At 30.9% G+C, this 24,792-nt stretch carries 24 protein-coding genes and 1 pseudogene; 19 read left to right on the forward strand and 6 right to left on the reverse strand.

From position 1 onward, the window contains the following. The first annotated feature begins 719 nt into the window (after window positions 1-719). From pyrR to pyrE, 9 genes are all read left to right on the forward strand, one after another. The gene (pyrR, locus tag KMP11_RS00955) at window positions 720-1,250 is read left to right on the forward strand and encodes a bifunctional pyr operon transcriptional regulator/uracil phosphoribosyltransferase PyrR (RefSeq protein WP_215756109.1); all 531 of its coding nucleotides are present in this window, start codon (window positions 720-722) and stop codon (window positions 1,248-1,250) included. Window positions 1,251-1,396: 146 nt separating this feature from the next. Further along, the gene (locus KMP11_RS00960) at window positions 1,397-2,281 is read left to right on the forward strand and encodes an aspartate carbamoyltransferase catalytic subunit (RefSeq protein WP_216279957.1); all 885 of its coding nucleotides are present in this window, start codon (window positions 1,397-1,399) and stop codon (window positions 2,279-2,281) included. A gap of 10 nt (window positions 2,282-2,291) precedes the next feature. Then, window positions 2,292-3,569 carry a dihydroorotase gene (locus tag KMP11_RS00965; protein ID WP_216279958.1) on the forward strand — a complete coding sequence of 426 codons (1,278 nt, stop codon included), beginning with the start codon at window positions 2,292-2,294 and terminating at the stop codon, window positions 3,567-3,569. A gap of 65 nt (window positions 3,570-3,634) precedes the next feature. Further along, window positions 3,635-4,726, forward strand: a complete 1,092-nt coding sequence (carA, locus tag KMP11_RS00970) for a glutamine-hydrolyzing carbamoyl-phosphate synthase small subunit (RefSeq protein ID WP_216279959.1) — start codon at window positions 3,635-3,637, stop codon at window positions 4,724-4,726. 11 nt (window positions 4,727-4,737) lie between these two features. After that, complete coding sequence (carB, locus tag KMP11_RS00975) at window positions 4,738-7,914, forward strand: carbamoyl-phosphate synthase large subunit (protein WP_216279960.1); 3,177 nt, start codon at window positions 4,738-4,740, stop codon at window positions 7,912-7,914. A gap of 177 nt (window positions 7,915-8,091) precedes the next feature. Beyond that, on the forward strand, window positions 8,092-8,856 hold the full coding sequence (locus tag KMP11_RS00980; protein WP_215756104.1) for a dihydroorotate dehydrogenase electron transfer subunit: 765 nt from the start codon (window positions 8,092-8,094) through the stop codon (window positions 8,854-8,856). A 9-nt stretch (window positions 8,857-8,865) separates the two neighbouring features. Further along, the gene (locus KMP11_RS00985) at window positions 8,866-9,780 is read left to right on the forward strand and encodes a dihydroorotate dehydrogenase (RefSeq protein WP_215756103.1); all 915 of its coding nucleotides are present in this window, start codon (window positions 8,866-8,868) and stop codon (window positions 9,778-9,780) included. 580 nt (window positions 9,781-10,360) lie between these two features. Next, window positions 10,361-11,062: an orotidine-5'-phosphate decarboxylase gene (pyrF, locus tag KMP11_RS00990; RefSeq protein ID WP_215756102.1), complete on the forward strand. Its 702-nt coding sequence runs from the start codon at window positions 10,361-10,363 to the stop codon at window positions 11,060-11,062. 42 nt (window positions 11,063-11,104) lie between these two features. Further along, complete coding sequence (gene pyrE, locus KMP11_RS00995; protein WP_215756101.1) at window positions 11,105-11,725, forward strand: orotate phosphoribosyltransferase; 621 nt, start codon at window positions 11,105-11,107, stop codon at window positions 11,723-11,725. A gap of 356 nt (window positions 11,726-12,081) precedes the next feature. Here pyrE and msrB read toward each other — a convergent pair whose 3' ends face one another. From msrB to KMP11_RS01025, 6 genes and pseudogenes are all read right to left on the reverse strand, one after another. Continuing rightward, the gene (gene msrB / locus KMP11_RS01000) at window positions 12,082-12,522 is read right to left on the reverse strand and encodes a peptide-methionine (R)-S-oxide reductase MsrB (protein ID WP_215756100.1); all 441 of its coding nucleotides are present in this window, start codon (window positions 12,520-12,522) and stop codon (window positions 12,082-12,084) included. A 92-nt stretch (window positions 12,523-12,614) separates the two neighbouring features. After that, window positions 12,615-13,517: pseudogene (locus tag KMP11_RS01005) on the reverse strand (cation diffusion facilitator family transporter). Window positions 13,518-13,644: 127 nt separating this feature from the next. Continuing rightward, window positions 13,645-14,796, reverse strand: a complete 1,152-nt coding sequence (locus KMP11_RS01010; protein WP_215756099.1) for a DUF819 family protein — start codon at window positions 14,794-14,796, stop codon at window positions 13,645-13,647. A gap of 24 nt (window positions 14,797-14,820) precedes the next feature. After that, complete coding sequence (locus KMP11_RS01015; RefSeq protein WP_215756098.1) at window positions 14,821-15,231, reverse strand: NUDIX hydrolase; 411 nt, start codon at window positions 15,229-15,231, stop codon at window positions 14,821-14,823. Further along, on the reverse strand, window positions 15,215-15,739 hold the full coding sequence (locus KMP11_RS01020; RefSeq protein WP_215756097.1) for a hypothetical protein: 525 nt from the start codon (window positions 15,737-15,739) through the stop codon (window positions 15,215-15,217). Before KMP11_RS01020 ends, KMP11_RS01015 begins: the two co-directional genes overlap by 17 nt. A gap of 2 nt (window positions 15,740-15,741) precedes the next feature. Continuing rightward, on the reverse strand, window positions 15,742-16,068 hold the full coding sequence (locus tag KMP11_RS01025) for a hypothetical protein (protein WP_215756096.1): 327 nt from the start codon (window positions 16,066-16,068) through the stop codon (window positions 15,742-15,744). A 287-nt stretch (window positions 16,069-16,355) separates the two neighbouring features. Here KMP11_RS01025 and upp point away from each other — a divergent pair, with 287 nt between their 5' ends. From upp to KMP11_RS01075, 10 genes are all read left to right on the forward strand, one after another. Next, window positions 16,356-16,985, forward strand: coding sequence for a uracil phosphoribosyltransferase (upp, locus tag KMP11_RS01030; RefSeq protein WP_215756095.1), 630 nt, complete (start codon window positions 16,356-16,358; stop codon window positions 16,983-16,985). Between the two features lie 149 nt (window positions 16,986-17,134). Further along, window positions 17,135-17,863, forward strand: coding sequence for a F0F1 ATP synthase subunit A (gene atpB, locus KMP11_RS01035; protein ID WP_215756094.1), 729 nt, complete (start codon window positions 17,135-17,137; stop codon window positions 17,861-17,863). A gap of 45 nt (window positions 17,864-17,908) precedes the next feature. Next, window positions 17,909-18,121, forward strand: a complete 213-nt coding sequence (gene atpE, locus KMP11_RS01040; protein WP_215756093.1) for a F0F1 ATP synthase subunit C — start codon at window positions 17,909-17,911, stop codon at window positions 18,119-18,121. Between the two features lie 40 nt (window positions 18,122-18,161). Then, window positions 18,162-18,686 carry a F0F1 ATP synthase subunit B gene (gene atpF, locus KMP11_RS01045; protein ID WP_215756092.1) on the forward strand — a complete coding sequence of 175 codons (525 nt, stop codon included), beginning with the start codon at window positions 18,162-18,164 and terminating at the stop codon, window positions 18,684-18,686. Beyond that, a complete protein-coding gene (gene atpH / locus KMP11_RS01050; RefSeq protein WP_215756091.1) occupies window positions 18,686-19,225 on the forward strand; it encodes an ATP synthase F1 subunit delta in 540 nt (179 codons plus the stop codon). Before atpF ends, atpH begins: the two co-directional genes overlap by 1 nt. Before the next feature lie 25 nt (window positions 19,226-19,250). Then, window positions 19,251-20,753, forward strand: coding sequence for a F0F1 ATP synthase subunit alpha (gene atpA, locus KMP11_RS01055; protein WP_215756090.1), 1,503 nt, complete (start codon window positions 19,251-19,253; stop codon window positions 20,751-20,753). A 28-nt stretch (window positions 20,754-20,781) separates the two neighbouring features. Continuing rightward, window positions 20,782-21,660 (forward strand): ATP synthase F1 subunit gamma, encoded by an 879-nt coding sequence (gene atpG / locus KMP11_RS01060; RefSeq protein ID WP_215756089.1) that lies wholly within the window; start codon window positions 20,782-20,784, stop codon window positions 21,658-21,660. 48 nt (window positions 21,661-21,708) lie between these two features. Beyond that, window positions 21,709-23,124 carry a F0F1 ATP synthase subunit beta gene (atpD, locus tag KMP11_RS01065; RefSeq protein WP_216279961.1) on the forward strand — a complete coding sequence of 472 codons (1,416 nt, stop codon included), beginning with the start codon at window positions 21,709-21,711 and terminating at the stop codon, window positions 23,122-23,124. A 14-nt stretch (window positions 23,125-23,138) separates the two neighbouring features. Then, on the forward strand, window positions 23,139-23,543 hold the full coding sequence (locus tag KMP11_RS01070) for a F0F1 ATP synthase subunit epsilon (RefSeq protein WP_215756087.1): 405 nt from the start codon (window positions 23,139-23,141) through the stop codon (window positions 23,541-23,543). 377 nt (window positions 23,544-23,920) lie between these two features. Further along, entirely contained in the window at window positions 23,921-24,787 is an 867-nt protein-coding gene (locus tag KMP11_RS01075; RefSeq protein ID WP_253195963.1) for a ParB/RepB/Spo0J family partition protein, read from the forward strand. Window positions 24,788-24,792: the final 5 nt, after the last annotated feature.

Genomic DNA, 24,792 nt, shown 5'->3' on the forward strand with positions numbered 1-24,792 from the left:
TTTAACGATGACAGTAATACCAATAGTGTATTATCTATTATGTTATGGTTTTTCAATAGTCGGATAAGTCCATGTATTATTGCTGATGTAATAATACATATTATGACTAAATATATTTTTGATTTTTTTCTTTCCATAATTACTTGTCCTATTTTTTAATTTATTTTTTATTAATTAGTCTTGTGATTTTCTTTTTCTAATATTTTTATGTATTTATTTACTAGTGGTGTAAAGACTAAAGAAGTTACTATTCAGAAAATTATATTTATTACAGTTATTAGAATAAGTTTTTTTATATAACTTTCCTAATTTTATTTAAAGTTAAAAAATTATAGTTATTTCAATATAAAAATAAGATACAAAAATTTTAAAATCAATATGAAAATAAAGGGATAAAAAATTTTTTAATAATACATTTGTTTAAAATATATTTAGAAAATTTTATTGTTAAAATAAAAATTACTTACTAATAAAATTACAAGATAGCTGTAAAATAATTTATTTAAAAATCTATTTTTTATATAAGGTTCTTTTATTATTTTATTTGACAATATCTTTTTTATAATTTATAATTATATTAATATAAAAATAATAAAAATTCTTTTAAATAGTCCAGAGAGGCTAGTAAGGAAATATTTTAAGACATGGCTTGCTATGTTTATTAATGAAGATGAAATTACTACTCTGACTTAGGTCGGAGTATTTTTTTGAGGTGAGAAATGAAGAAGAGAATTTTATTCGATGAAGATACAATGTCAAGAATGATTAGCCGCCTTGCCCACGAAATTTTGGAAAAAGGTTATGAAGTAAATAGTCTTGTTTTGGTTGGAATAAAAACTCGTGGTGTTTTTCTTGCCAAACGCTTAAAAGAAAAAATAAAAGCTATTGACGGAGTTAATGTTGCTATTGAAACTTTGGATATAACTTTTTATCGTGATGATTTGGAAAAAGATTTTAGTGAACCTAAGGTTAAGAATACAAATTTCAAACTTGACTTAACTAATAAAATAGTAGTTATAGTTGATGATGTATTATATACGGGTCGTACTGTTCGTGCAGCGATAGATGCAATAATGGATGTAGCTCGCCCAAAGGCTATTCGTTTAGCCATACTTGTTGACAGAGGTCATAGGGAGCTACCAATTCGTGCAGACTATGTAGGGAAAAATATTCCTACTTCAAGCAGAGAAAATATAAAAGTACAACTAAAAGAAGTTGATGACAAAGATATGGTTGTACTCATAACTTAATACAATATCTTTTTAAGGGTAGCCCTGTGAGGCTAACAAGAGATTTATAGAATTTACTAGGGTAAGTCTATTTATCACGCCTTGTTTGCTAGAGCAGATGAGGTGTTTTTATTTTGTATAATAATTTAGTCAAAGGAGAATGATATATGCCAAAAAATTTAGTAGCCATGTCTGATTTATCAAATGAAGAAGTTTACGAATTAATAAGGAGGGGGTTGGAATTAAAAAATGGGGCTAAGCCTCTAGCAAGAGAAGATTTATTTGTTGGGAATTTATTTTTTGAAAATTCAACTAGAACAAAACATAGTTTTGAAGTTGCAGAACATAAATTAAAGTTAAATGTTATTAATTTTGAAACTTCAACATCTTCAATCAATAAGGGAGAAAGTTTATATGATACTTGCAAAACTTTGGAAATGATAGATTGTAAAATTTTGGTAATTAGACACCCAGAACGTGAGTATTATAAAAATTTAAGAAAATTAAACATTCCTATTGTATCTGGTGGGGATGGTAGCGGTGAACATCCGAGCCAGTGTTTACTAGACCTGATGACCATGTATGAACGTTTTGGAAAAATTGAAGGCTTGAATGTTGTGATAGTGGGTGATATAAAAAATTCCAGAGTAGCCCGTTCAAATTATAATATTTTAACTAGGCTTGGGGCAAAAGTAAATTTTGTATGCCCAGAAGTTTTTGTCGATAAGACGCTAGGTCAAGTAGTAGACTTTGATGAAATAATTTCTCAAGTAGATGTTTGTATGTTGCTAAGAGTGCAACACGAACGCCATGACGGACAAGTAATATTCGATAAAGAAAGTTACCACACAGGTTACGGCCTAACGCTTGAAAGATATAAAAAATTAAAAGATGGTGTAATAATAATGCACCCGGCTCCAGTAAACAGGGGAGTAGAAATAGCTGATGAACTTGTAGAAGCAGAAAAATCATTAATATTTGAACAGATGAAAAATGGTATGTATGTTCGCCAAGCTATTTTAGAAAAAATAATAAGAGATAATAATTTATAAGGAGTTTACAATGATACTTTTAAAAAACGGAAAAATATTAGAAAATGGGAAATTAGTAAAAAAAGATATTCTTATTGACGGAAAATATATAAAAGAAATTGCAGATGAAATTAATGAAAGTTCAGAAAAAATTTATGACCTAAACGGAAAATTTATTTCACCAGGTTTTATTGATGTTCATGTTCATTGGCGAGAACCGGGTTTTTCTTATAAAGAAACAATATACCAAGCATCAAGAGCAGCCGCAAGAGGTGGATTTACAACAGCCATGCCTATGCCAAATCTAAATCCAGTTCCAGATAGTTACGAAAACCTAAAACAGCAATTAGATATTATAGAAAAAGATAGTGTAATCAGAGCCATACCTTACGGAGCAATTACCAAGGGGGAGTTGGGTCAAGACTATGCAGAATTTGAAGAATTAAATGATTATGTTTTTGCATTTTCTGATGATGGTCGTGGAGTTCAAGATGCAAATATGATGTACCAATCAATGAAAATTGCAGCCAAGTTAAACAAGGCGATAGTTGCTCACTGTGAAGATAATTCTTTAATACTGGGTGGTTGTATGCATTGTGGTAAGAGAAGTAAAGAATTAGGGCAAAAAGGTATTCCATCTGTTTGTGAATCTGTGCAGATAGCTAGAGATGTTTTACTAGCAGAAGCGGCAGGTTGCCATTACCATGTTTGCCATGTATCAACAAAAGAGTCTGTTAGGGTAATAAGAGATACTAAGTTAGCCGGAATAAAAGTTACTTGTGAAGTTTGTCCTCACCATTTAATCAGCGATGAAAATGATATTCCTGAAGCAATAGGAATGTGGAAGATGAATCCACCTCTAAGAGCTAGCGAAGATAGACAAGCATTAATTGCTGGAGTTTTGGACGGGACGATAGATATTATAGCAACAGACCATGCACCACATGCACCACATGAAAAAGAAGTTCCGATGGCAGAGTCAGCATTTGGAATTGTCGGTTCTGAAACAGCCTTTTCTCAACTTTATACTTACTTTGTAAAAACGGGAATTTTCACTTTGGAACAACTTGTAGATATGATGTCTAGCAAGGTGGCAAGAACATTTGATTTACCTTATGGGAAATTAGAAGCTAATGAACTAGCTGATTTAGTCGTAATAGATTTAGAACGTAAAGAAAAAATTAACCCAGATAAATTCTTATCAAAAGGACGCAACACGCCATATACAAATCAAGAAATTTATGGCATACCTGAACTAACATTTGTAGCTGGGAAAATAGCTTACTGTGATGAAGAAATTTTTAAATAAAATATAGGTTAGCACAATTTACTAAAAAATATTTTTACATTATTAAAAATTATACGGAGGAAAAGATGTATAAGCAAGATAGACAATTAATATTAGAAGATGGAACGATATATAAGGGTTATGGATTTGGTGCCGAAACAGAAATGAAAGGTGAAGTAGTTTTTAATACTGCCATGACCGGTTATCAAGAAACTTTATCTGACCCTTCATACAATGGACAAATTGTAACATTCACATATCCATTAATTGGTAATTACGGAATAAATAGAGATGATTATGAAACTATCAATCCGACAATAAAAGGAATGGTTGTAAGAGAAATTTGTCAAAAGCCCTCAAACTTCCGCCAAGAATTTACTTTAGATGAAGTTTTAAAAGAATTAGACATACCTGGTATTGCAGGAATTGATACTAGAAGTTTAACAAGAAAAATCAGGGAAGCAGGAACTATAAAAGGGGTAATCACAACAATAGAAAAAAATAGTGATGAAGTTTTAGCTGAATTACGTTCTACGGATTTACCAACAGACCAAATAAACCAAGTTTCTACAAAAAAATCATTCATGTCTTCTGGTAGAGGATACAGGGTTGTACTTCTTGATTGTGGAGCAAAATCTGGGATAGTAAGAGAACTAAACGCAAGAGATTGTGATATTATAGTCATGCCTCACAACTCTACTGCTAAAGAAATTTTACGTCAAAAACCAGACGGTATAATGTTAAGTAATGGACCAGGCGACCCAACTGATGTACCAGAAACAATAGAAACAATAAAAGACTTAATACCACAAGTTCCTATTTTTGGAATTTGTATGGGACATCAACTTATAGCCCTAGCGAGTGGAGCAAAAACTTATAAACTAAAATTTGGGCATAGGGGAGCTAACCAACCAGTAAAAAATATTTTGACTGGTAGGGTTGATATAACTTCTCAAAATCACGGTTACGCAGTTGATATAGAATCATTAAAAGATACGGACTTAGAAGTAACTCACATAGCCGTTAATGACGGAACGTGTGAGGGAGTTAGACACAAAAAATATCCAGTCTTTTCAGTTCAATATCACCCAGAAGCATCACCGGGACCACACGACCCAAATTATTTATTTGATGAATTTATAAATAATATGAAAAATTTTAAAGAAAGTAATAAGTAAGGAGAAGAAAAATGCCAAAAAGAACAGATATAAAAACTATTCTAGTAATAGGTTCAGGTCCAATCATAATTGGACAAGCAGCAGAATTTGATTATGCAGGAACACAAGCCTGCCTATCTCTTAAAGAAGAGGGCTACAAGGTAATTTTGGTAAATTCAAATCCTGCTACCATAATGACAGATAAAGAAATAGCAGACAAGGTTTATATAGAACCCCTTACTCCAGAATTTATTACAAAAATTATTCATAAAGAAAGACCAGATGCCTTATTGCCAACTTTAGGAGGACAGGTAGGTCTTAATATGGCAGTTGAGTTGCACAAAAGAGGAGTATTAAAAACTTATAATGTAGAATTGCTAGGAACAAAATTATCTTCTATCGAGCAAGCAGAAGACAGGGAATTATTTAGAGATTTAATGTATGAACTAGATGAGCCAGTTCCTGAATCAGAAATTATTAATAATTTGGAGCAGGCTTATAAGTTTGTAGAAAAAATTGGTTATCCAGTAATCGTTCGTCCAGCCTTTACAATGGGTGGAACAGGTGGAGGAATTTGCCATAATCCAAAAGAATTAGAAGAGATAGTAGGAAATGGATTGCACTATTCACCTGTAAATCAGTGTCTACTAGAAAAATCTATTGCTGGTTACAAAGAAATAGAATATGAAGTAATGCGTGATTCTAACGACACAGCTATTGTAGTGTGTAATATGGAAAATATTGACCCAGTAGGAATACATACAGGAGATTCTATTGTGGTAGCTCCATCACAAACTTTAACGGATAGAGAATATCACATGCTAAGAGATGTTTCATTAAAAATAATTAGAGCCTTAAAAATTGAAGGTGGTTGTAATGTTCAATTAGCTCTTGACCCAGAATCATTTAAGTATTATATTATCGAAGTAAATCCTAGGGTGTCTCGTTCTTCGGCTCTTGCGTCTAAAGCTACTGGTTACCCAATAGCAAAAATTGCAGCAAAAATTGCAGTAGGTTTAACTCTTGATGAAATTATAAATCCAGTTACGAAAGTTTCTTACGCTTGTTTTGAACCGGCACTTGATTATGTAGTAAGTAAAATTCCACGTTTCCCATTCGATAAATTTGAGCATGCAGACAGAAAATTAGGAACTCAGATGAAGGCCACTGGTGAAGTTATGGCAATGGGTAGAACCTATGAAGAATCTTTACTAAAAGCTATTCGTTCATTAGAGTATGGAGTTCATCATTTAGGTTTACCTAATGGAGATGATTTTGAACTTGACTACATAATGAAACGTATCAAGCAAGCTGGAGATGAAAGATTATTCTTTATAGGAGAAGCATTAAGAAGGGGAGTAAGCACTAAAGAAATACATGATTTAACAAAAATCGATATGTTTTTCTTGGATAAAATGCAAAATATTATAAATATTGAACATGAATTAAAAAATAATTCTAAGGATATAGACTTATTACTTTACGCTAAACGTTATGGATTTTCAGACAAGGTAATTGCTCATAGATGGAATATGACGGAAGAAGAAATTTATAATTTGCGTAAAGATAAAAATATAAAACCAGTGTTTAAAATGGTTGATACTTGTGCGGCAGAATTTACATCATCAACACCATATTTCTATTCAACTTATGAATTTGAACAAGAATCAATAGTTAGTGATAAGAAAAAAGTTATTGTTCTTGGTTCTGGTCCAATAAGAATTGGTCAGGGTGTAGAGTTTGACTATGCAACTGTTCATACGGTAATGGCTATTAAAGAATCAGGTTATGAAGCAATAATTATTAATAATAATCCAGAAACAGTTTCAACTGATTTTTCTATTTCTGATAAATTATATTTTGAACCATTAACAACAGAAGATGTAATGGAAATTATTGAACATGAAAAACCTATGGGAGTTGTTGTGCAATTTGGTGGACAAACTGCCATAAATTTAGCAGACAGTTTAGCTAAAAAAGGAGTTAAAATTTTAGGAACGCCCCTAGAAGAAATAGATAATGCAGAAAATCGTGATAAGTTTGAACACCTATTACGCAAATTAGAAATTCCACAGCCTTTAGGAAAAACTGCATTCACAACAGAAGAAGCGGTACAACATGGAAAAGAAATAGGCTATCCTGTTTTAGTTCGTCCTTCTTATGTGCTTGGAGGACGAGCTATGGAAATTGTATATAAAGAAGAAGAGTTACGCCATTACATGCAAAATGCTGTAAAAGTTTCGCCAGAACATCCAGTTCTTGTCGATAGATACTTGGTCGGAAAAGAAATAGAAGTAGATGCAATATGCGATGGACAAACAGTCGTTATACCAGGAATAATGGAACATATCGAAAGAGCAGGAGTTCACTCTGGAGATTCAATAGCAGTTTATCCACCACAAAGTTTAAACAAAGAAGAAATAAATACACTAATTGATTATACAATTCGTTTGGCAAAAGGATTAAATATTGTAGGACTTTTAAATATTCAATATGTTATTAGCAAAGGTGAAGTTTTTGTATTAGAAGTAAATCCAAGAAGTTCTCGTACAGTTCCATTCTTGAGTAAAATAACAAATGTTCCTATGGCAAAACTTGCTATGCAGGCAGTCTTAGGAGAAAAATTATCAGATAAGGGCTACACTACTGGACTTGTTAAAGAAGCGGAAAAAATATATACAAAAGTTCCCGTATTTAGTTTCCAAAAATTAAAAGATGTTGATACAACATTAGGACCAGAGATGAAATCAACTGGAGAAGTAATGGGTGTTGATAAAACTTTAGAAAAATCTTTATACAAAGGTTTGGTTGCAGCTGGAATTAAGATAAAAGATAGTGGTAATGTTTTATTTACAGTAAGTAAAGATGCTAAACCAGAAGCGTTAAAATTAGCAAAACGTTTTGCAGATATAGGCTATAATATAGTCGCAACAAAAGGAACAGCAGATTATTTATCTGAACATGGCTTGAGAATAGAAAGAGTAAACAAGATAACAGAAAATGAAAATACGGTACTTGATGCAATTTATGGTGGCAAGATAGATGTGATAATAAATACAACATCAAAAGAAAAACGTAGCACGAGTGATGGCTTTAAAATAAGAAGGGCAGCAAGTGAGCAAGATGTTATTTGTTTAACTTCACTAGATACGGCTAATGCTTTAATCAGTGTCTTAGAATCAATGAGTTTTACAATAGCAGAAGTTTAAAAATATAAACTAAGTAAATATAAAATATTATACAAATAATTTATTTACAAATTTAAAAAATAAAAAAATTATTTATATAAATTTTTAAAATAAAAAAAAATATTTTTAACTTAAGTATAATATTTTATATAGCTACTTATTATTTGATTTTAAAATTAAAAATCATAGGAGGAAAAAATGCAAGTAGAATTAACAAAAGTTATCGAGAATAAAAATATTGCTCATAATATTTTTAAAATAACCTTGCAGGGAGATATAGTAAAAAATATGAACCAAGCAGGGCAATTTGTAAATATTAGGATAAATAATTCAAATGAATACTTGTTAAGACGTCCAATTTCTATATGTGAAATTAATAAGGAGCAGAATACTTTTGTGATGATTTATCGTGCAGAAGGTGCTGGAACAAAAATTATTTCTCAAATGAAAAAAGGAGATGTGGTTGATATACTTGGACCTCTCGGTAATGGATATGATATATCAAGTTTAAAAAAAGGTCAGACTGCTCTGCTTGTTGGAGGTGGCATCGGAGTACCACCCCTTTATGAACTTGCAAAAAAATTTAGGGCAGCAGGAATAAATACTATCCACATACTAGGCTTTAATAATCAAGGTGATGTTTTTTATGAAGAAGAATTTAAAAAATTGGGTAATACTTATGTAGCAACAGCAGATGGAAGTTATGGCGAAAAAGGTTTTGTAACTGATCTTATTAAAAAATATAATTTACAGTATGACAAGTATTATAGTTGCGGACCGCTGCAAATGTTAAATGCCTTAAAAAATTTAAATCCTGATAAGGAAGGTTATATTTCTTTAGAAGAGAGAATGGCGTGTGGAGTTGGTGCATGCTATGCCTGTGTCTGCAAAACAGAATTTGATGATACGGCTAGAGTTTGTTATGACGGACCTGTTTTCAAGGCTGAGCAAGTTATATTTTAGGAGGTTATTATGAATGATAGATTAAGAGTAGAAATACCGGGACTTGACCTAAAAAATCCAATTATTCCCGCTTCGGGCTGCTTTGCTTTTGGAATAGAATATGCAAATTTTTATGATTTATCAAAATTAGGTGCAATCATGATAAAGGCAGCGACAAAAGAAAAAAGAAATGGCAATCCAACGCCAAGAATTGCAGAAACTTCGAGTGGAATGCTAAATGCTATTGGGCTTCAAAATCCAGGAGTTCACAGGATAATAGAAGAGAAATTACCACAATTAGAAAAATATGATGTTCCTATTATTGCCAATGTCGCTGGAAGTGAGATAGATGATTATGTTTATGTAGCAAAACATATTTCAAAATCTCCTAATGTCAAAGCCTTGGAACTTAATATTTCTTGTCCCAATGTAAAACATGGCGGAATACAATTTGGAACAGACCCGGAAACTGCAAAAAATCTAACGAAAAAAGTAAAAGCAGTATCAAGTGTGCCAGTTTATGTAAAACTTTCTCCCAATGTAGCTGATATTGTAGCAATGGCAAAAGCAGTTGAAGAAGGTGGAGCTGATGGAATAACTATGATAAACACTCTAGTTGGTATGAGATTGGATAAAAAAACAGGCAAACCAATTATAGCAAATTTAACTGGTGGTTTGTCAGGTCCTGCTATAAAACCAGTAGCCATTCGTATGGTCTACCAAGTTGCACAGGCTGTAAAAATTCCAATTATTGGTATGGGTGGAATTATGAATGAATGGGATGTTATAGACTTTATTTCAGCTGGAGCTTCAGCTGTGGCAGTCGGAACTGCAAATTTCACCGACCCCTATGTATGTCCAAAAATAATAGAAAAATTACCTCAAGTTCTTGATGAATTAGGAGTAAATCACATTTTAGATTTACAGGGAAGAGCCTTTAGATAAAAGAATATTTAAAGAATATTTAGAAATTGTAAAAATCCAAGTCATGTTTACTTAATAAAAATATAATTAGAGAGTTATCAAGAAGAAGTAAGTATTGATAAAGTTCAATATTTTCCTAGTTTATTATAGCTTTTCAAATATTAAAAATATATATACAATTTTAGATAACAGCATTAAAATTTTTAATAGGCAATAAAAAATAATTATTTATTAGATTACGCACAAATTTTTGTAAAAAATGTATAATGTTATGATTTTACCGATAAATTTTTAAAAAGAAAATTATTTGCAAGTGTTGAAAGTAAAATGCGAGAGTTTGTTAAATAATATAGATTTCTATACGAATTATCTGGCTAATTTTAGATAGAAATTATACTGCACCTAAAGAGGTAAAATTAGAAATTATAAATCTTTTAGCTAACTTTTTAAAAATATTAAAAAATTAGAAAAAACATGTAAATTGTATAATTAAATGTAGAATTTATTATAAGGCTTGGTTTGATTTTTTAAAGTAAGGACGACTACAAATCTTATAAAGATTATTTGATTGAGAATAATATAGATTATTGAGGAGAAAATTATGAAAAATGATGTAATAATAGCATTAGATTTTCCAACATTAGAAGAAAGCCTAGATTTTTTGGATAAGTTTCAAGATGAAAAACCATTTGTTAAGGTAGGAATGGAATTGTATTTGCAAAATGGACCTAGAGTTTTAGAAGAAATCAAAAAAAGAGGGCATAAAATATTTTTAGATTTAAAACTTCATGACATACCCAATACAGTTTACGGAGCAAGCAAGGGGCTAGCAAAATTTTCTGTTGATATTTTAACAGTGCATGCTGCTGGTGGACAAGAAATGTTAGAAGCTGCTAAAAAAGGTATGCTTATTGGTGGAAGTTTCAAGACAAGGGTAATTGCAATTACACAATTAACATCAACATCAAAAGAAAATATGAAAAAAGAACAGCTGATAGAAAAAAGTTTAGAAGCAAGTGTTTTGAATTATGCAAAACTGGCAGAAAAAGCAAGGCTTGATGGTGTGGTATCATCTGTTCTTGAAGTTAGTAAAATAAAAGAGGTTACTAAGGAAAAATTTTTAAAAGTAACACCAGGTATTCGCCTTGCAACTGATGAGGACGGCGACCAAAAAAGAATTGCGACACCCAAGCGTGCAAGAGAAATGGGTTCTACACATATAGTAGTAGGTCGCCCCATAACACAATCAGAAGACCCGGTAGCTGCTTATAAAAAATTTAAGAAAGAATTTTTAGGGCAATAAATTTTGTAAATAGTTTTAAAAAATTAAGAAGGAGATAATATAATGACTAAGAATCTTGCTCAAGAAGTAGCAAAAAATTTATTAGAAATCAAGGCAGTGGAACTAAGACCCCACGACTATTTTACTTGGACATCAGGAATTAAATCACCCATATACTGTGATAATAGGCTGACTATGTCTTATCCGAATGTTCGTCGCAATATAGCTAATGGCTTAGCTCAACTTATCAAAGAAAACTTTTCAGAAGTTACGGTTGTAGCAGGAACAGCTACGGCTGGTATACCTCACGCAGCATGGGTTAGTGAGCTACTAGATTTGCCAATGTCTTATGTTCGAGACTCTAAGAAAAAACATGGAAAAACTAACCAAATTGAAGGTTTAGTGAAAAAAAATGATAAGGTGGTTGTAGTAGAAGATTTAATTTCTACTGGACTATCATCAATAAATGTAGTAAAAGCATTAGAAGAAATAGGTTGTGAGGTTTTAGGAGTAGTAGCAATTTATAGTTATAATTTACCTAAGGCTCTAGCAGCATTTAAAGAAGCAAATGTAAAATATTTCACAATAACTAACTATGACTTGTTGATAGAAGAAGCGAGTAAGCAAGGCTACATCAAAGAAGAAGACAAAGAAGAGTTAGTTAAATGGAGAAATAATCTTTAAGAACATTAAAAATTTTTTGAGAATTAAAATTTCATAAAAAATATATAATATTTAGTGTGGCTAAGAAAAATCTGCACTAAATATTTTTTATTACTTTCTTACCTACATCTATTAATAAAAAGCTGAAATTTCAAATGAATATTTTTAGCAACATATATTAATAAAGAGTAGAAATTTCAAGCAGATATTTTTATTCCTTTTTAGCGACAGACATTAGTAAAGATATGAAATTCTAAACAAATATTTTTATTAATTTTTTATTCACATATATTAATAAATAGCTGAAATCCAAAATAAATATTTGTTATCAACATTTATTAACAAATAAAAATACCTTGACAAAAGACAAGGTATTTTTATTTTTCTTCAAAAATTTCTTTCCATTTAGAGTAGCCTTCTTCATCTAATTTTTCATAGGCTATAAATTTCAAGGCTGCAGAATTTATACAGTATCTAAGTCCGCCCTTATCAAGTGGCCCATCACTAAAGACATGTCCCAAATGAGAGTTGGCTTCTTTACTGCGTACTTCTACCCTGTGCATACCGTAAGAAAAATCTGCGTGATTTGTAACCATCTTGTTTTCTATGGGTTTAGAAAAGGCAGGCCAGCCACAACCAGAATTAAATTTATCAAGTGAAGAGAATAAGACTTCACCACTCACGACATCGACATAAATACCCTTTTCAAAAAAGTTATCATATTTCCCAGAAAATGCTCTTTCTGTCGCAGAGTTTTGTGTAACTTCGTAGGCTAACTCGCCAATTCTTTTCTTTAAATCATCTTTATTTTCTAACATATAAACTCCTTATTAATAATAATCTATATTAAGTATAGCCCTCTTAAGATTTTTTGTCAAAATTTAGAAATTAATTTTTTATTTTTTAATGATTATACATGATTTTTACAATTTTCGTGAATATCAATAAAGCTATGTTCTATACTATATTTATCTTTAAGAATATTTTTTATTTTTTGATTGGCTGCTCTGTAATTTATTTCATTAGAATTAATAAGGGCATGCATTGTTATTGTTTTTTCTTCGTCATTGGTATTCCACAGGTGACTTTCGTGAACATTATCCACACCAGAAATATTTAAGATATCATTACCAATATCCTTGATATTAATATTAGAATAATCCATTAATATTAAAAATGCTTTTTTGGTAATTTTATAGCCCCCTTTAAAAAGGACAAAACTTATAAAAATACTCATAATAACATCAACTATTTTGTAGCCTGTAAAATAGATAATAATAGCTGAAATAATAAGGCCGATAGAATTTATTAAATCTCCGATAAAATGCCAAATTGCACTTTGCACATTCAAATTATTTTCTTCTTTAAGACTTTTATGCAATACCAAAGTTATCCTTATATTGAATATCAAAACGATTATAGAAATTCCTAGCATAGTTTTTAATTCTATTTCACGAGGATAAATAATAGACAAAATACCCTCGATTATCATGTAAAAAGAAATGGCGATAAGGACTAAGCCGTTGACAAATGCTGTGATAACTTCTAAACGCAGATAGCCGAATGTAAAATTATCTGTTGGCTTTTTTGCTGAAAAATATATGGCAATAGCACTTGCTCCCAAGGCTAAAACGTCAGAAAGCATGTGAAAAGAATCTCCGATTAGGGCTAGAGAATTAGATATAATACCTCCAAATAATTCTAATAAGGCAAAAGCAAGAGTTATTATAATACTTATGTAAATAGTTTTTTAAGATTTAATTTGATTTTTATAATGTTTAGTATGATGAAAATTTGTTGTTAGTGTGTTCATAATTATTCCTCCTCTTTACATCATACAAGTTAATTTTTTCTTTACCAGCCAATGATAGTTAATATCATTAAGACATAAAAATAAAAAAGAGAATTTCTATTACTAAAAATTCTCTTTTGAATATAATTTATCCTAAGTATTGACCTAAAAGCAGACCGAAGTAGGTTCCTATGATGTAACCGAGAGTTCCTACTAGCATGGCAGGAGCAACAAATTTATGCCAGCTCTTAGATATTGCCATGGCCACAGCGGTAGTAGGTCCACCAATATTTGCATTTGAAGCTATGATAGCTTCTTCAACAGTGAAATTAAAAATTTTTGCACCAATAAAAGTAACTACCATATTAACAAGAACTATTATTGCACAAAATACTACTATCAATGGTGATTTTTCTAATATAGAAGTAATAGAAGCAGGAATACCGATTACTACAAAAAAGATGTAGATTAAAAATGTTCCAAGTTCATTACTTGATTTTATACTTTGGAAAAATTTCGGGAAAGCACTTGTTAAAATCACGGTTATTGTAGCCAAGATTAAATATTTATTTGAAATAAATTGCATGATAGGATTTTCTCCTAGCTTTACTAAATGCTCTGATAGGGTAAAACTTAAAGCCACTATCACAGCAGAGCTTGCAAAAGAAAAGGCAATATCTCTGACTGAAGTGTTAAGATTTTTTTCTTCTTTTTTTATTTCATTTTGATTTTGGTGATTGTAGGTTGACTTAAAATGTTTTTGAAAAAATTTAGAACTAGGTATAGCGATTAATATAAAGAAGTATATAACTGTAATTAAATAGTCGCTAACTGTAACGGCTGATACCAAATCAGATGGAGTGTTAAAGGCTGTTGTTACAGCAACAAAATTCACACTACCTCCTATGTATGAAGCTGTCATCATACCTGCTATATGATTTAAAACTGGTATGTGGTTATGTAGTAATATGTAACCTAACATAGCTCCTAATATTGTACCTAGAGAAGAAATTAAAAATATTATGGTCATGCGACCACTTTCTTTCCAAATTTGTTTAATATCACATTGAAAAAGTAACATGGGTATGGCTAATGGAATTACATAAGACCAAATACTGTCATAAACTTCAGATTCTGTAGGAATTATTTTTAAATTACCTAGTGTCGCAGCTATTATCATAGCAATAATAGCACCGGTGATTTTTTTTGCCCATGTAAACTTATCTTCTAAATATATACTAAATGCGGCTATAAATAAAATTATAGCCCACAAAATCCAAATATTATCTGCTTGTATCATAGATACCTCCTAAGTATTTTATAATTATTTAGTGTAGCCAGTTATTTTTAAACATTTAATAACTTCAATTAATGTTGGTGTCAACTTACTTTTATCAGGCTTATAAATATCTATCCACTCATAAGAAGATATTTCATTTGCTATTGCAAAATCATATTTATAGTCCACCATAAAAATATAAGATGTGATAGGTATATTTTCAAACTGAGCTGTTGAATTTATTGTTGTTAAAAATCTTATACTATTTTCATCTACACTAATATTCAATTCTTCTTTTAACTCTCTGATAAGAGCTTCTTCTTTTGTTTCATCAACTTCTAATTTTCCACCTGGCAAAATAAAATGACTAGCATTATTTTTCTTTTTTAGGGCTAAAAGTTTTCTATCTCTAATAATTATTCCTGCTGATTTTATAATTTTATTTTCTTGATTCATAATTTCTATACCAAAATATTCCTATAATAGTTATTATTGCCGTTAAGTAAGGAAAGGCTAAATATATTTTTGCAGTTACACTTATACTCATAAGTATAGCCTGAATTAAGGACGGTACAAATATAATTAAAGGAACTGCCTTATTCACATTAAATTTTTTAGCTAGGTACATAGTTGCAAGAAGCCAAACAAGTATTATGACTATACAAATTATTCGAGGAATATAAAAATTATAATTTTTAGCAAAACCAAAAGGATTAAATACCAGTAGAATTATCATAAAAATAAAAATTCCACTTTGAACATTGCTGACAGTTTGCCTATTAATATTCTGATTTATTATAAGAGAATATATTACTAAAAATCCTAGAAGTGCTAATGACAAAATCACAATTATTTCTATAATATTAGCAGGAACAAACGGATTTGTTAGCATAGGAAAAAAATAAAAAAATAAGTAAATAGAAAATAAGAAAAGCAATCTAAATTTTTCAAACTTTTTATTCATAACTAGTCCTCCTTAGTAACTAATGCACCTATAAAATATCCAGCAAAAGAAAGTATAAAAATTATAAGAAATACTACAATAACAGAATTATTATAAATAAAAAATAAGCCTGCACTACACATGGCAGATAAAAAAGGTATTTGTATTTCCTTGCCTAGCCTGTATGTGAAAAATAAATTTAGAGCAAAAGATAAAAATGCTAAAATAAGCATAATAGCAAAGGCTGCTTTGTCTAAATTATTCGTAGTATAACTAAGTATTAAGATAGGTATAGCTATATAACTAACTAAAAAAATTAAAAACATTCCAAATAAATGTTTAAAGGTCATTATTAACCTCCTTTTGTCGAAAATATATTTTTTCTTTATCAAAGTAAAAAATAATAAAAAATAATTTTGAAATCATTTTTAAAATTTAATGTATATAATTATACACAAATAAAAAAAAAATACAATAAATAGTTATCAAATCAAATTTAAAATAAATTTATTTGAAATGAAATATCAAAAATTTATTTTTAAATTTTATTATGATCATCTATTCTGAAATAACTTGTTAAATATTAAAAATTAGAGTAAAATTATTTTATAACAATTATTTTAAAGGAGTATAGAATATGTCAAAGGTACATGTATTTGATCATCCCTTAATTCAGCATAAACTATCATTCATTAGAGATATAGAGACAAGTTCTAAAGACTTTAGACAACTAACTAATGAAGTTGGTATGTTAATGGGCTATGAATTAACTAGGGATTTACCATTGGAAGAAGTAACAGTTACGACACCTGTGGAAACTACAACTTGCAAAAGATTGTCAGGAAAAAAAATAGTTTTTGTTCCAATTTTAAGAGCAGGTTTAGGAATGGTAGATGGGTTAATGGCTTTAATTCCATCTGCAAGAGTTGGGCATGTTGGTTTGTATAGAGATCCGGAAACTTTGCAACCACACGAATATTTTGTAAAGATACCTAACGAACCAGAAAAAAGACAATTTATAGTAGTCGACCCAATGTTAGCAACTGGAGGTTCTGCCATAGCGGCGATAAACTCTTTAAAACAAAGAGGGGTTACTGATATTAAATTTATGTGTTTAATAGCAGCACCAGAAGGCGTAGAAGCACTAAAAAATGCTCATCCTGAAATTGAAATTTTTATTGCAGGCTTAGATAGTCATTTGAACGATCATGGCTATATTGTTCCAGGACTTGGTGATGCGGGAGATAGAATATTTGGAACTAAGTAAAATATTAAAATTGTTTTAATGGGTATTTTAAAACTAAAATTACTTGAAACATAAATTAAAAAATAATATAATGTAAACTGTACGTCTAATATGTTAAGACAGTAGATGATATACAAAACTAATTTCTAAAAAGAGAGGCGAGAGATTAAATGCATGAGCAAACTTATCTCATCACGAAATTATTTGGTACTGATATTACTTTAAATATACCTAGTGCCATAGGTACTATTTTAACTTGTTTGATAACATTTTTTATGGTTATGTTTTTCACAAAGAGAGTAGAATTAAGACCAGATAGTAAACGGCAAAATATGATTGAAATAATTGCAGACTTAATAAGAAAAGTTATTTCAGAAAATATATCTTGGGCTAAGTATGGAAAAAATTTATGGGCTATGGGGTTAAGTTTAGTAACATTATTAGTAGTTGCTAATACCATTGGAGTTTTATTAGAAATTAGCTATGATGATGTATTATATATAAACTCTGTTACAGCAGATCCAACTTTTACTTTTACGTTGGCAGGTATCATGATATTGTTCACTCATTATTATAGTTATAAAAACAAGGGTGCTAAGTTTTACTTGGGTACTTTTGCTTCGAACGGTGTATGGCTAACACCCTTCAAAATTATAGAAGAGTTTGTAAATATACTTACTCTATCAATGCGTTTGTTTGGTAACATATTCGCAGGTGAAGTTCTATTAGGTATGCTAGTTTCCCTAGCTACTATCGGCGGAGTTTTATACTTCATACCAGGAATTATCGGGCTTGTAATATGGAAAGGCTTCTCACTATTTATAGGTTTTATCCAAGCATATATATTTACAACAATGGTGTATACCTACATTTCACATAAAGTTTCAGATGAACACTAAAAACATAATTATTATACAAAAATTTACGGAGGTTAAAAATTAATTATGGGATTATTAGGAGCAGGAATAGCGGCAGGTTTAGCTGCTTTAGGAGCAGGTATTGGCAATGGATTTTTATTTGGAAAATATATGGAATCATCAGCACGTCAACCAGAGCTAGAACCAAAATTCAAATCTAGTGCATTAATGATGTTCGCCTTAGTAGAGGGTTTCCCAATTCTTAGTATCGTAGTGGCGTTTATACTTATATATAAATAATAGATAACTACCAGAATACTAAGATAGGAGGATGTTAAATATGGGACAATTAATATTTTTAGCTACAGAACATTCTTCTCAACAAGGTTTTAATATAGCAAATATAATAGTAAACGTAATTGCAGGATTAATTCTTTTTTGGGCACTTTATAAATTTGCTTGGAGTAAACTACTAAATATGCTTGATGAACGTCAAGCTTTAGTAAATAATCAACTTGACGAAGCTGAAAGAAACCAAAAAGAATCTTTAGAATTATTAAAAAAAAATCAAGAAAACTTAGCCAATGCACAAGCTGAAATCAAAGATATGATGGAAAAAGCTCGCGAACAGTCTAAACTTGAAAAACGCACAATTCTAAATGATGCAAAAGAACACGCAGAACTAATAAAAGAAAATGCTAGACGAGACATCGAAGACGAGAAGAACAAAGCACTAGATGAAATAAGCAAGCAAATAGTAGAATTATCTGTATTGGTAGCATCAAAAATTATTGAAAAAGAATTAGATGCTAATGCTCAAAGTGTACTTGTAGATAAAATTATAAGAGAGGTAGGGAATAAGTAATGAGTAAATCGATTTTAGCTGCTAAAATAGGAAAAACACTATTTAACATTGCTAAAGCAAACAACACATTATCAATAGTTGATAATGATTTAAAACAATGCTCAAAAGCTATTTTAGAAGAAAATAGCTTCATTACTTTGATGAATAACCCTAATATAAGTAAAGAACAAAAATGTCAAATAATTGATAAAGCATTTAGTGGTGTTAATAAATACGTTGTGAATGTTATAAAAATTTTGGCAAATAATTTACAAATAACTTTAATAGGAGATGTAGTAGAAGTTTATACAGAAATAAGTAATGTATTCAACAATACAACTTTTGTAAAAGTAGAATCTGTTTATAAACTAAATTCTGAAGAACTAACTAAATTAGCTGATACTATTAAGGGGAAACTAAATGTTAATAAAGTAGAAATAGATAATGTTATTGATGAAAGTTTAATTGGAGGACTAAAGATATCTTACAAGGGTAAAGTAATAGACTCCACAATTAAGACAAGAATTAAGGATATTCAAAGAAAAATGGCTAACATTTAGTATAAAAAATTAAGGAGGGACATAGATGGCTATTAAAGCTGAAGAGATTAGTGTACTACTTAAATCTCAAATAGAAGATTATCAGTTTGAATTAAAGTCAACAGATGTCGGAACAGTAATAGAAGTTGGAGACGGTATAGCTCGTGTGTATGGTCTTAATGAAATTATGAGCGGAGAGCTGGTAGAATTTCCTAAAACAGGAGTAATGGGACTAGCTCAAAATTTAGAGGAAACTAATGTAGGTATAGTTATTTTAGGTTCTACAAAAAATATTGTTGAAGGTGATAAAGTACGTAGGACTGGTCGTGTTATGGATGTACCCGTAGGAGAAGAACTGATCGGACGTGTAGTAAATCCACTAGGGCAGTCAGTTGATGGACGTGGAGCTATTAAAACTACCAAACGTCGTCCAATAGAATCACCAGCGGTAGGGGTAATGGGACGTAAATCAGTATCTGTTCCTTTTCAAACAGGTATTAAAGCCATAGATTCACTAGTACCAATCGGACGTGGGCAACGCGAACTTATAATTGGAGATAGACAAACAGGTAAAACATCTGTTGCAATAGATTCAATTCTTGCTCAAAAAGGACAAAATATGATTTGTATCTATGTAGCTATTGGTCAAAAAGAATCTACTGTTCGTAGTGTTGTTGAAACATTAAAAGCACATGGTGCTATGGAATATACGATTGTAGTAACAGCATCATCTTCACAACCAGCACCTCTTCTTTATATAGCACCTTATGCAGGGGTAGCTATGGCAGAAGAATTTATGTTTAACGGTAAAGATGTAGTTATAGTTTATGACGACTTGTCTAAACAAGCGGCCGCTTATCGTGAGCTTTCATTATTACTTAAACGACCACCAGGACGTGAAGCATATCCAGGCGATGTATTCTACTTGCATAGTCGTTTATTAGAAAGAGCAGCCCGTGTTAATGAAGATTTTGGTGGGGGCTCTATAACAGCTCTACCATTTGTTGAAACTCAAGCAGGAGATATTTCGGCTTATGTACCAACAAACGTTATTTCAATAACAGACGGACAAATATTCTTGCAGTCAGACCTATTCTTCTCTGGAGTAAGACCAGCTATTAATGCTGGGTTATCAGTATCACGAGTTGGTGGTTCTGCACAAATTAAGGCTATGAAAAAAGTGTCTGGTACCTTACGTCTTGACCTAGCCTCTTATAGAGAGTTAGAAAGTTTTGCGCAATTTGGTTCAGATTTAGACCCTGCAACAAGAGCAAAACTTGATAGAGGACAAAGAACAGTTGAGGTATTAAAACAAGATTTACATAAACCAATTCCAGTAGAAAAACAAGTTATGATACTTTATGCTTTGACTAAGGGCTATTTAGATGATGTTGCAGTAAAAGATATTCATAGATTTGAACAAGAATTATATTCTTACTTAGATGCTAATCCTAATGAAGCGATAAAATATATTCAAGAAACTAAGGATTTACCAGAAGCAGAAGTTATGAATTCAGTCATAGAAGCATTTAAAAAAACTTTCTCTTAAAATGTAATTAGAAAAGGCGGTGAATTAGTTGGCATCACTTAGAGATATAAAAAATAAAATAAACTCTACTAAAAAAACAAGCCACATCACTAAGGCTATGGAAATGGTATCTACTTCTAAATTAATGAAGGCACAATCTAATGCAGTTAGATTTACCCCTTATATGAAAAAAATACAAGAAGTAATGGCTACAATCTTTTCTAATAACAAGACTTTGAAACATCCAATGTTAGTAAAAAGAGAGGTTAAGAAAACATTATATGTAGTTATCACTAGCGATAGTGGTTTATGTGGAGGATTTAATTCTAATATAATAAGAAATCTTGTAAATACTGTAACAAGTAGACATGCTAGCAATGACGAATACGGTATAGTATCTATCGGAAATTACGGGACAGAATTTTTTAGAAAAAATGCTTTTCCACTTATAGATTTCTATAGAGATTTACCCGACGAACCGAGTTTTTCTCAGGTTAAAGAAATTACGAGTAAGGTTGTTGGTTACTATGAAGATAAAAAATATGATAAAATTTATCTTCATTACAACCACTTTATAAGTATGATTTCTCAAGAAGTTACAGAAACACAAGTATTACCAATAGAAAATAAAGATGAGTTAATGAGTACGGACTCTAAAGAAACAGTTTTAGGTATGTATAATTTCGAGCCTAATCCTTCTGGAGTTTTAAGTGTCTTATTACCTCAATATGCTGAAAGTATGATTTATGGAAGTATTTTAGATAGTAAAGCAAGTGAACATTCAGCGCGTAAAACTGCTATGAAAAATTCAACAGACAATGCTCAAGCTATTATTGATACACTATCTATTAAATATAATCGTGCACGTCAAGCAGCTATTACACAAGAAATAACAGAAATTGTTGCCGGTGCAGCTGCCACTCAATAATTTAAAAAATGATGAAAGGAGAAGCTACCATAAGTAGCAAAGAACATAATGAACAAAGGTTATATTCTCCAAGTTACGGGACCTGTAGTAGACGTACAGTTTGAAGCAGGGCAAATGCCTGATTTATTAAACGCACTTGAAGTGTATATTGATAAGGGCGATAGAAATAAAGAAAAATTAGTTCTTGAAGTATCTCTACACATAGGGGATAATGCAGTAAGAACTATAGCTATGGCATCAACAGATGGACTTAGTAGGGGGGCTGAAGTTTTTGATACTGGTGCTCCTATATCAGTGCCAGTAGGAAATTTCACGCTTGGACGTGTATTTAACGTACTAGGGGAACCAGTTGATAATAAAGAAGCTGCTGGAGCAGAAATTAAAAAAGATGCTATTCATAGAGAAGCACCTACTTTTGAAGATTTATCAACACAAGTAGAAGTATTAGAAACAGGTATCAAAGTAATAGACTTGTTAGCGCCTTACATCAAGGGTGGGAAAATAGGTTTATTCGGTGGAGCTGGAGTAGGAAAAACAGTTTTAATTCAGGAACTTATTAACAACGTTGCACAACAACATGGGGGTATTTCTGTATTCACAGGAGTTGGAGAGCGAACTCGTGAAGGGAACGACCTTTACTATGAAATGAGCGACTCAGGAGTTATCAATAAAACTGCCATGGTTTTTGGTCAGATGAACGAACCACCTGGAGCACGTATGCGTGTTGCATTAACAGGACTAACAATGGCAGAGCATTTCCGAGATGAAGAAGGGCAAGACGTGTTATTATTCATTGATAATATCTTCCGTTTTACTCAAGCAGGTTCAGAAGTTTCTGCCTTGCTAGGACGTATGCCGTCAGCCGTTGGTTATCAACCAACATTAGCAACTGAAATGGGTAGATTACAAGAACGTATTACATCAACAAAAAAAGGTTCGGTTACATCTATTCAAGCAATTTATGTGCCAGCAGATGACTATACTGACCCAGCACCAGCAACAACATTTGCTCACTTGGACGCAACAACAAACTTAGAGCGTGCCTTAACAGAAATGGGTATTTATCCAGCTGTTGACCCTCTTGCTTCTACATCAAGAGCACTTTCTCCAGAAATAGTAGGAGAAGACCACTACAATGTTGCTACAAGAGTACAAAGAACACTACAAAAATATCGTGAGCTACAAGATATTATTGCAATACTAGGTATGGATGAATTAAGTGATGAAGATAAGAAAACAGTTGAAAGAGCAAGACGTATTCAATTCTTCCTATCACAAAATTTCCATGTTGCTGAACAATTTACAGGGCAACCTGGCTCATACGTACCCGTATCAGAATCGGTAGAAGCATTTAGAGATATACTTGATGGTAAATATGACAATATTCCAGAAGACTGTTTCCGTTTAGTTGGAGGAATAAAAGACGTATTGGAAAAAGCTAGTAAACTTGGAGTTGAAGTATAAAATAGGAGATATATATGAATACTATGAAAGTAACAATAGCTACCCCTCATGGAGAAGTTTATAATGAGCAGAATATCAGAATGGTTACAATAGAAACACATAATGGTAGTATGGGCATTATGGCAAAACATGAACCAACAGTTACAACATTAAAAATAGGCACTTTAAAAGTTGTAGACGATAAAAATAAAAATATCTATTTTGCAGTAAGTGAAGGTGTTGCAGAATGTCATGGCAAAGAAGTTACCATTATAGTTCAAACTGCTGAATTAGCTGATATTATTGATAAGGACCGTGCGGAACGTGCAAAACAAAGAGCAGAAGAAAGATTAACCTCTGATACGAACTATGATGTAAAAAGAGCTCAGATAGCTTTAGCAAAAGCTCTAGCACGTTTAAAAGTAGCAGAATTAAATTAGAAAAAGTATGACAAATATTTGTCATACTTTTTTATTTTAAAATTATTAATGGGAATTTTTAAAATTATATGTAAAAACGAATAAGAAATTAAATTCTATTTATTTAGATATTAAAATAAAAAATAAAAAATTATTGATTACTAATTTTAATAAATAATTTTAATAATAAAGTAGTAAAAAATAAGTTTATAAAAATTTTCTTTAAAAATGTATAGAATAAAATTTTCATCTTAATTTTTTAAAAAGAATTTAAGATGTTTTTGGGAAATTAATATTAAATTTAGCATTAGATAAAGATATTTTATTAAAATTTCTTTGGGAAATATTTTGACTTATCAGCCATGATATGATATTCTATTTTATAATAATGTAAAAAGATGGGAGTGATTTTATTGGTAGGAACAGCAAAGCCATTTAGTAAACTATATAACCTAACACATAGGGCAGACAAGGTAGGAATTTCTGACGAAGATGTGCTAAAGGAAATATATGTTGATAGAATAGTACCGAGTAAGTTTCAACCTAGACGAGAATTTGATGATAGTAAGATTATAGAATTAGCAGAATCAATTAAACAAAATGGTTTGTTGCAATCAATAACTGTAAGAGAGTTAGCAGACGGGAATTATGAACTTATTGCTGGGGAACGAAGACTTAGAGCCTTAAAATACTTAAACGAAACAAAAACCAAGGCAATAGTAAAAGAATTGACTGATGAACAGATGGCAACCTTAGCCTTAATAGAAAATATTCAAAGAGAAGAATTAAGTCCCATAGAAGAAGCTAATGCCTATCAGCAATTATTAGAAATAAATAATATTACGCAAGAAGAGTTAGCCAAATCATTAGGAAAAACTCAGGCAACTGTTGCCAACAAAATTAGATTGTTAAAATTATGTCCCAAAGTAGTAGATGCAATTAGTACAAAAAAAATTACTGAAAGACATGGCAGGGCAATGGTTAAATTAGAAACTAATGTTCAAGAAAAAATATTGCAACAAATTCTACTTCAAAATCTAAATGTTGTTCAGACAGAAGAAAAAATCAATAATTACTTAGAATTAAAAAATGAAAATAAGACTTCTGATAATATTATAAATTATGATGCTCAAAAAATATTGGCAAAGTTGCTCAAAGAAATTTCTAAGCTAGAAGAAAAATATGATGTAGACTTGTCAAAAGAAGAAGATGAAGAAATGAATGCTGTGGTTCTAACAGTTAGAGTACCTAGATATAAACAATAAAGGAG

Source organism: Gemella sp. zg-570, assembly GCF_018866345.1.
In the GTDB taxonomy this organism is placed as follows: Bacteria; Bacillota; Bacilli; order Staphylococcales; family Gemellaceae; genus Gemelliphila.

Bases quoted from the DNA above. Each gene is read 5' to 3' on its own strand.
- pyrR (WP_215756109.1), top strand. From the start codon at position 720: ATGAAGAAGAGAATTTTATTCGATGAAGATACAATGTCAAGAATGATT.
- KMP11_RS00960 (WP_216279957.1), top strand. From the start codon at position 1,397: ATGCCAAAAAATTTAGTAGCCATGTCTGATTTATCAAATGAAGAAGTT.
- KMP11_RS00965 (WP_216279958.1), top strand. From the start codon at position 2,292: ATGATACTTTTAAAAAACGGAAAAATATTAGAAAATGGGAAATTAGTA.
- carA (WP_216279959.1), top strand. From the start codon at position 3,635: ATGTATAAGCAAGATAGACAATTAATATTAGAAGATGGAACGATATAT.
- carB (WP_216279960.1), top strand. From the start codon at position 4,738: ATGCCAAAAAGAACAGATATAAAAACTATTCTAGTAATAGGTTCAGGT.
- KMP11_RS00980 (WP_215756104.1), top strand. From the start codon at position 8,092: ATGCAAGTAGAATTAACAAAAGTTATCGAGAATAAAAATATTGCTCAT.
- KMP11_RS00985 (WP_215756103.1), top strand. From the start codon at position 8,866: ATGAATGATAGATTAAGAGTAGAAATACCGGGACTTGACCTAAAAAAT.
- pyrF (WP_215756102.1), top strand. From the start codon at position 10,361: ATGAAAAATGATGTAATAATAGCATTAGATTTTCCAACATTAGAAGAA.
- pyrE (WP_215756101.1), top strand. From the start codon at position 11,105: ATGACTAAGAATCTTGCTCAAGAAGTAGCAAAAAATTTATTAGAAATC.
- msrB (WP_215756100.1), bottom strand. From the start codon at position 12,522: ATGTTAGAAAATAAAGATGATTTAAAGAAAAGAATTGGCGAGTTAGCC.
- KMP11_RS01010 (WP_215756099.1), bottom strand. From the start codon at position 14,796: ATGATACAAGCAGATAATATTTGGATTTTGTGGGCTATAATTTTATTT.
- KMP11_RS01015 (WP_215756098.1), bottom strand. From the start codon at position 15,231: ATGAATCAAGAAAATAAAATTATAAAATCAGCAGGAATAATTATTAGA.
- KMP11_RS01020 (WP_215756097.1), bottom strand. From the start codon at position 15,739: ATGAATAAAAAGTTTGAAAAATTTAGATTGCTTTTCTTATTTTCTATT.
- KMP11_RS01025 (WP_215756096.1), bottom strand. From the start codon at position 16,068: ATGACCTTTAAACATTTATTTGGAATGTTTTTAATTTTTTTAGTTAGT.
- upp (WP_215756095.1), top strand. From the start codon at position 16,356: ATGTCAAAGGTACATGTATTTGATCATCCCTTAATTCAGCATAAACTA.
- atpB (WP_215756094.1), top strand. From the start codon at position 17,135: ATGCATGAGCAAACTTATCTCATCACGAAATTATTTGGTACTGATATT.
- atpE (WP_215756093.1), top strand. From the start codon at position 17,909: ATGGGATTATTAGGAGCAGGAATAGCGGCAGGTTTAGCTGCTTTAGGA.
- atpF (WP_215756092.1), top strand. From the start codon at position 18,162: ATGGGACAATTAATATTTTTAGCTACAGAACATTCTTCTCAACAAGGT.
- atpH (WP_215756091.1), top strand. From the start codon at position 18,686: ATGAGTAAATCGATTTTAGCTGCTAAAATAGGAAAAACACTATTTAAC.
- atpA (WP_215756090.1), top strand. From the start codon at position 19,251: ATGGCTATTAAAGCTGAAGAGATTAGTGTACTACTTAAATCTCAAATA.
- atpD (WP_216279961.1), top strand. From the start codon at position 21,709: ATGAACAAAGGTTATATTCTCCAAGTTACGGGACCTGTAGTAGACGTA.
- KMP11_RS01070 (WP_215756087.1), top strand. From the start codon at position 23,139: ATGAATACTATGAAAGTAACAATAGCTACCCCTCATGGAGAAGTTTAT.
- KMP11_RS01075 (WP_253195963.1), top strand. From the start codon at position 23,921: ATGGGAGTGATTTTATTGGTAGGAACAGCAAAGCCATTTAGTAAACTA.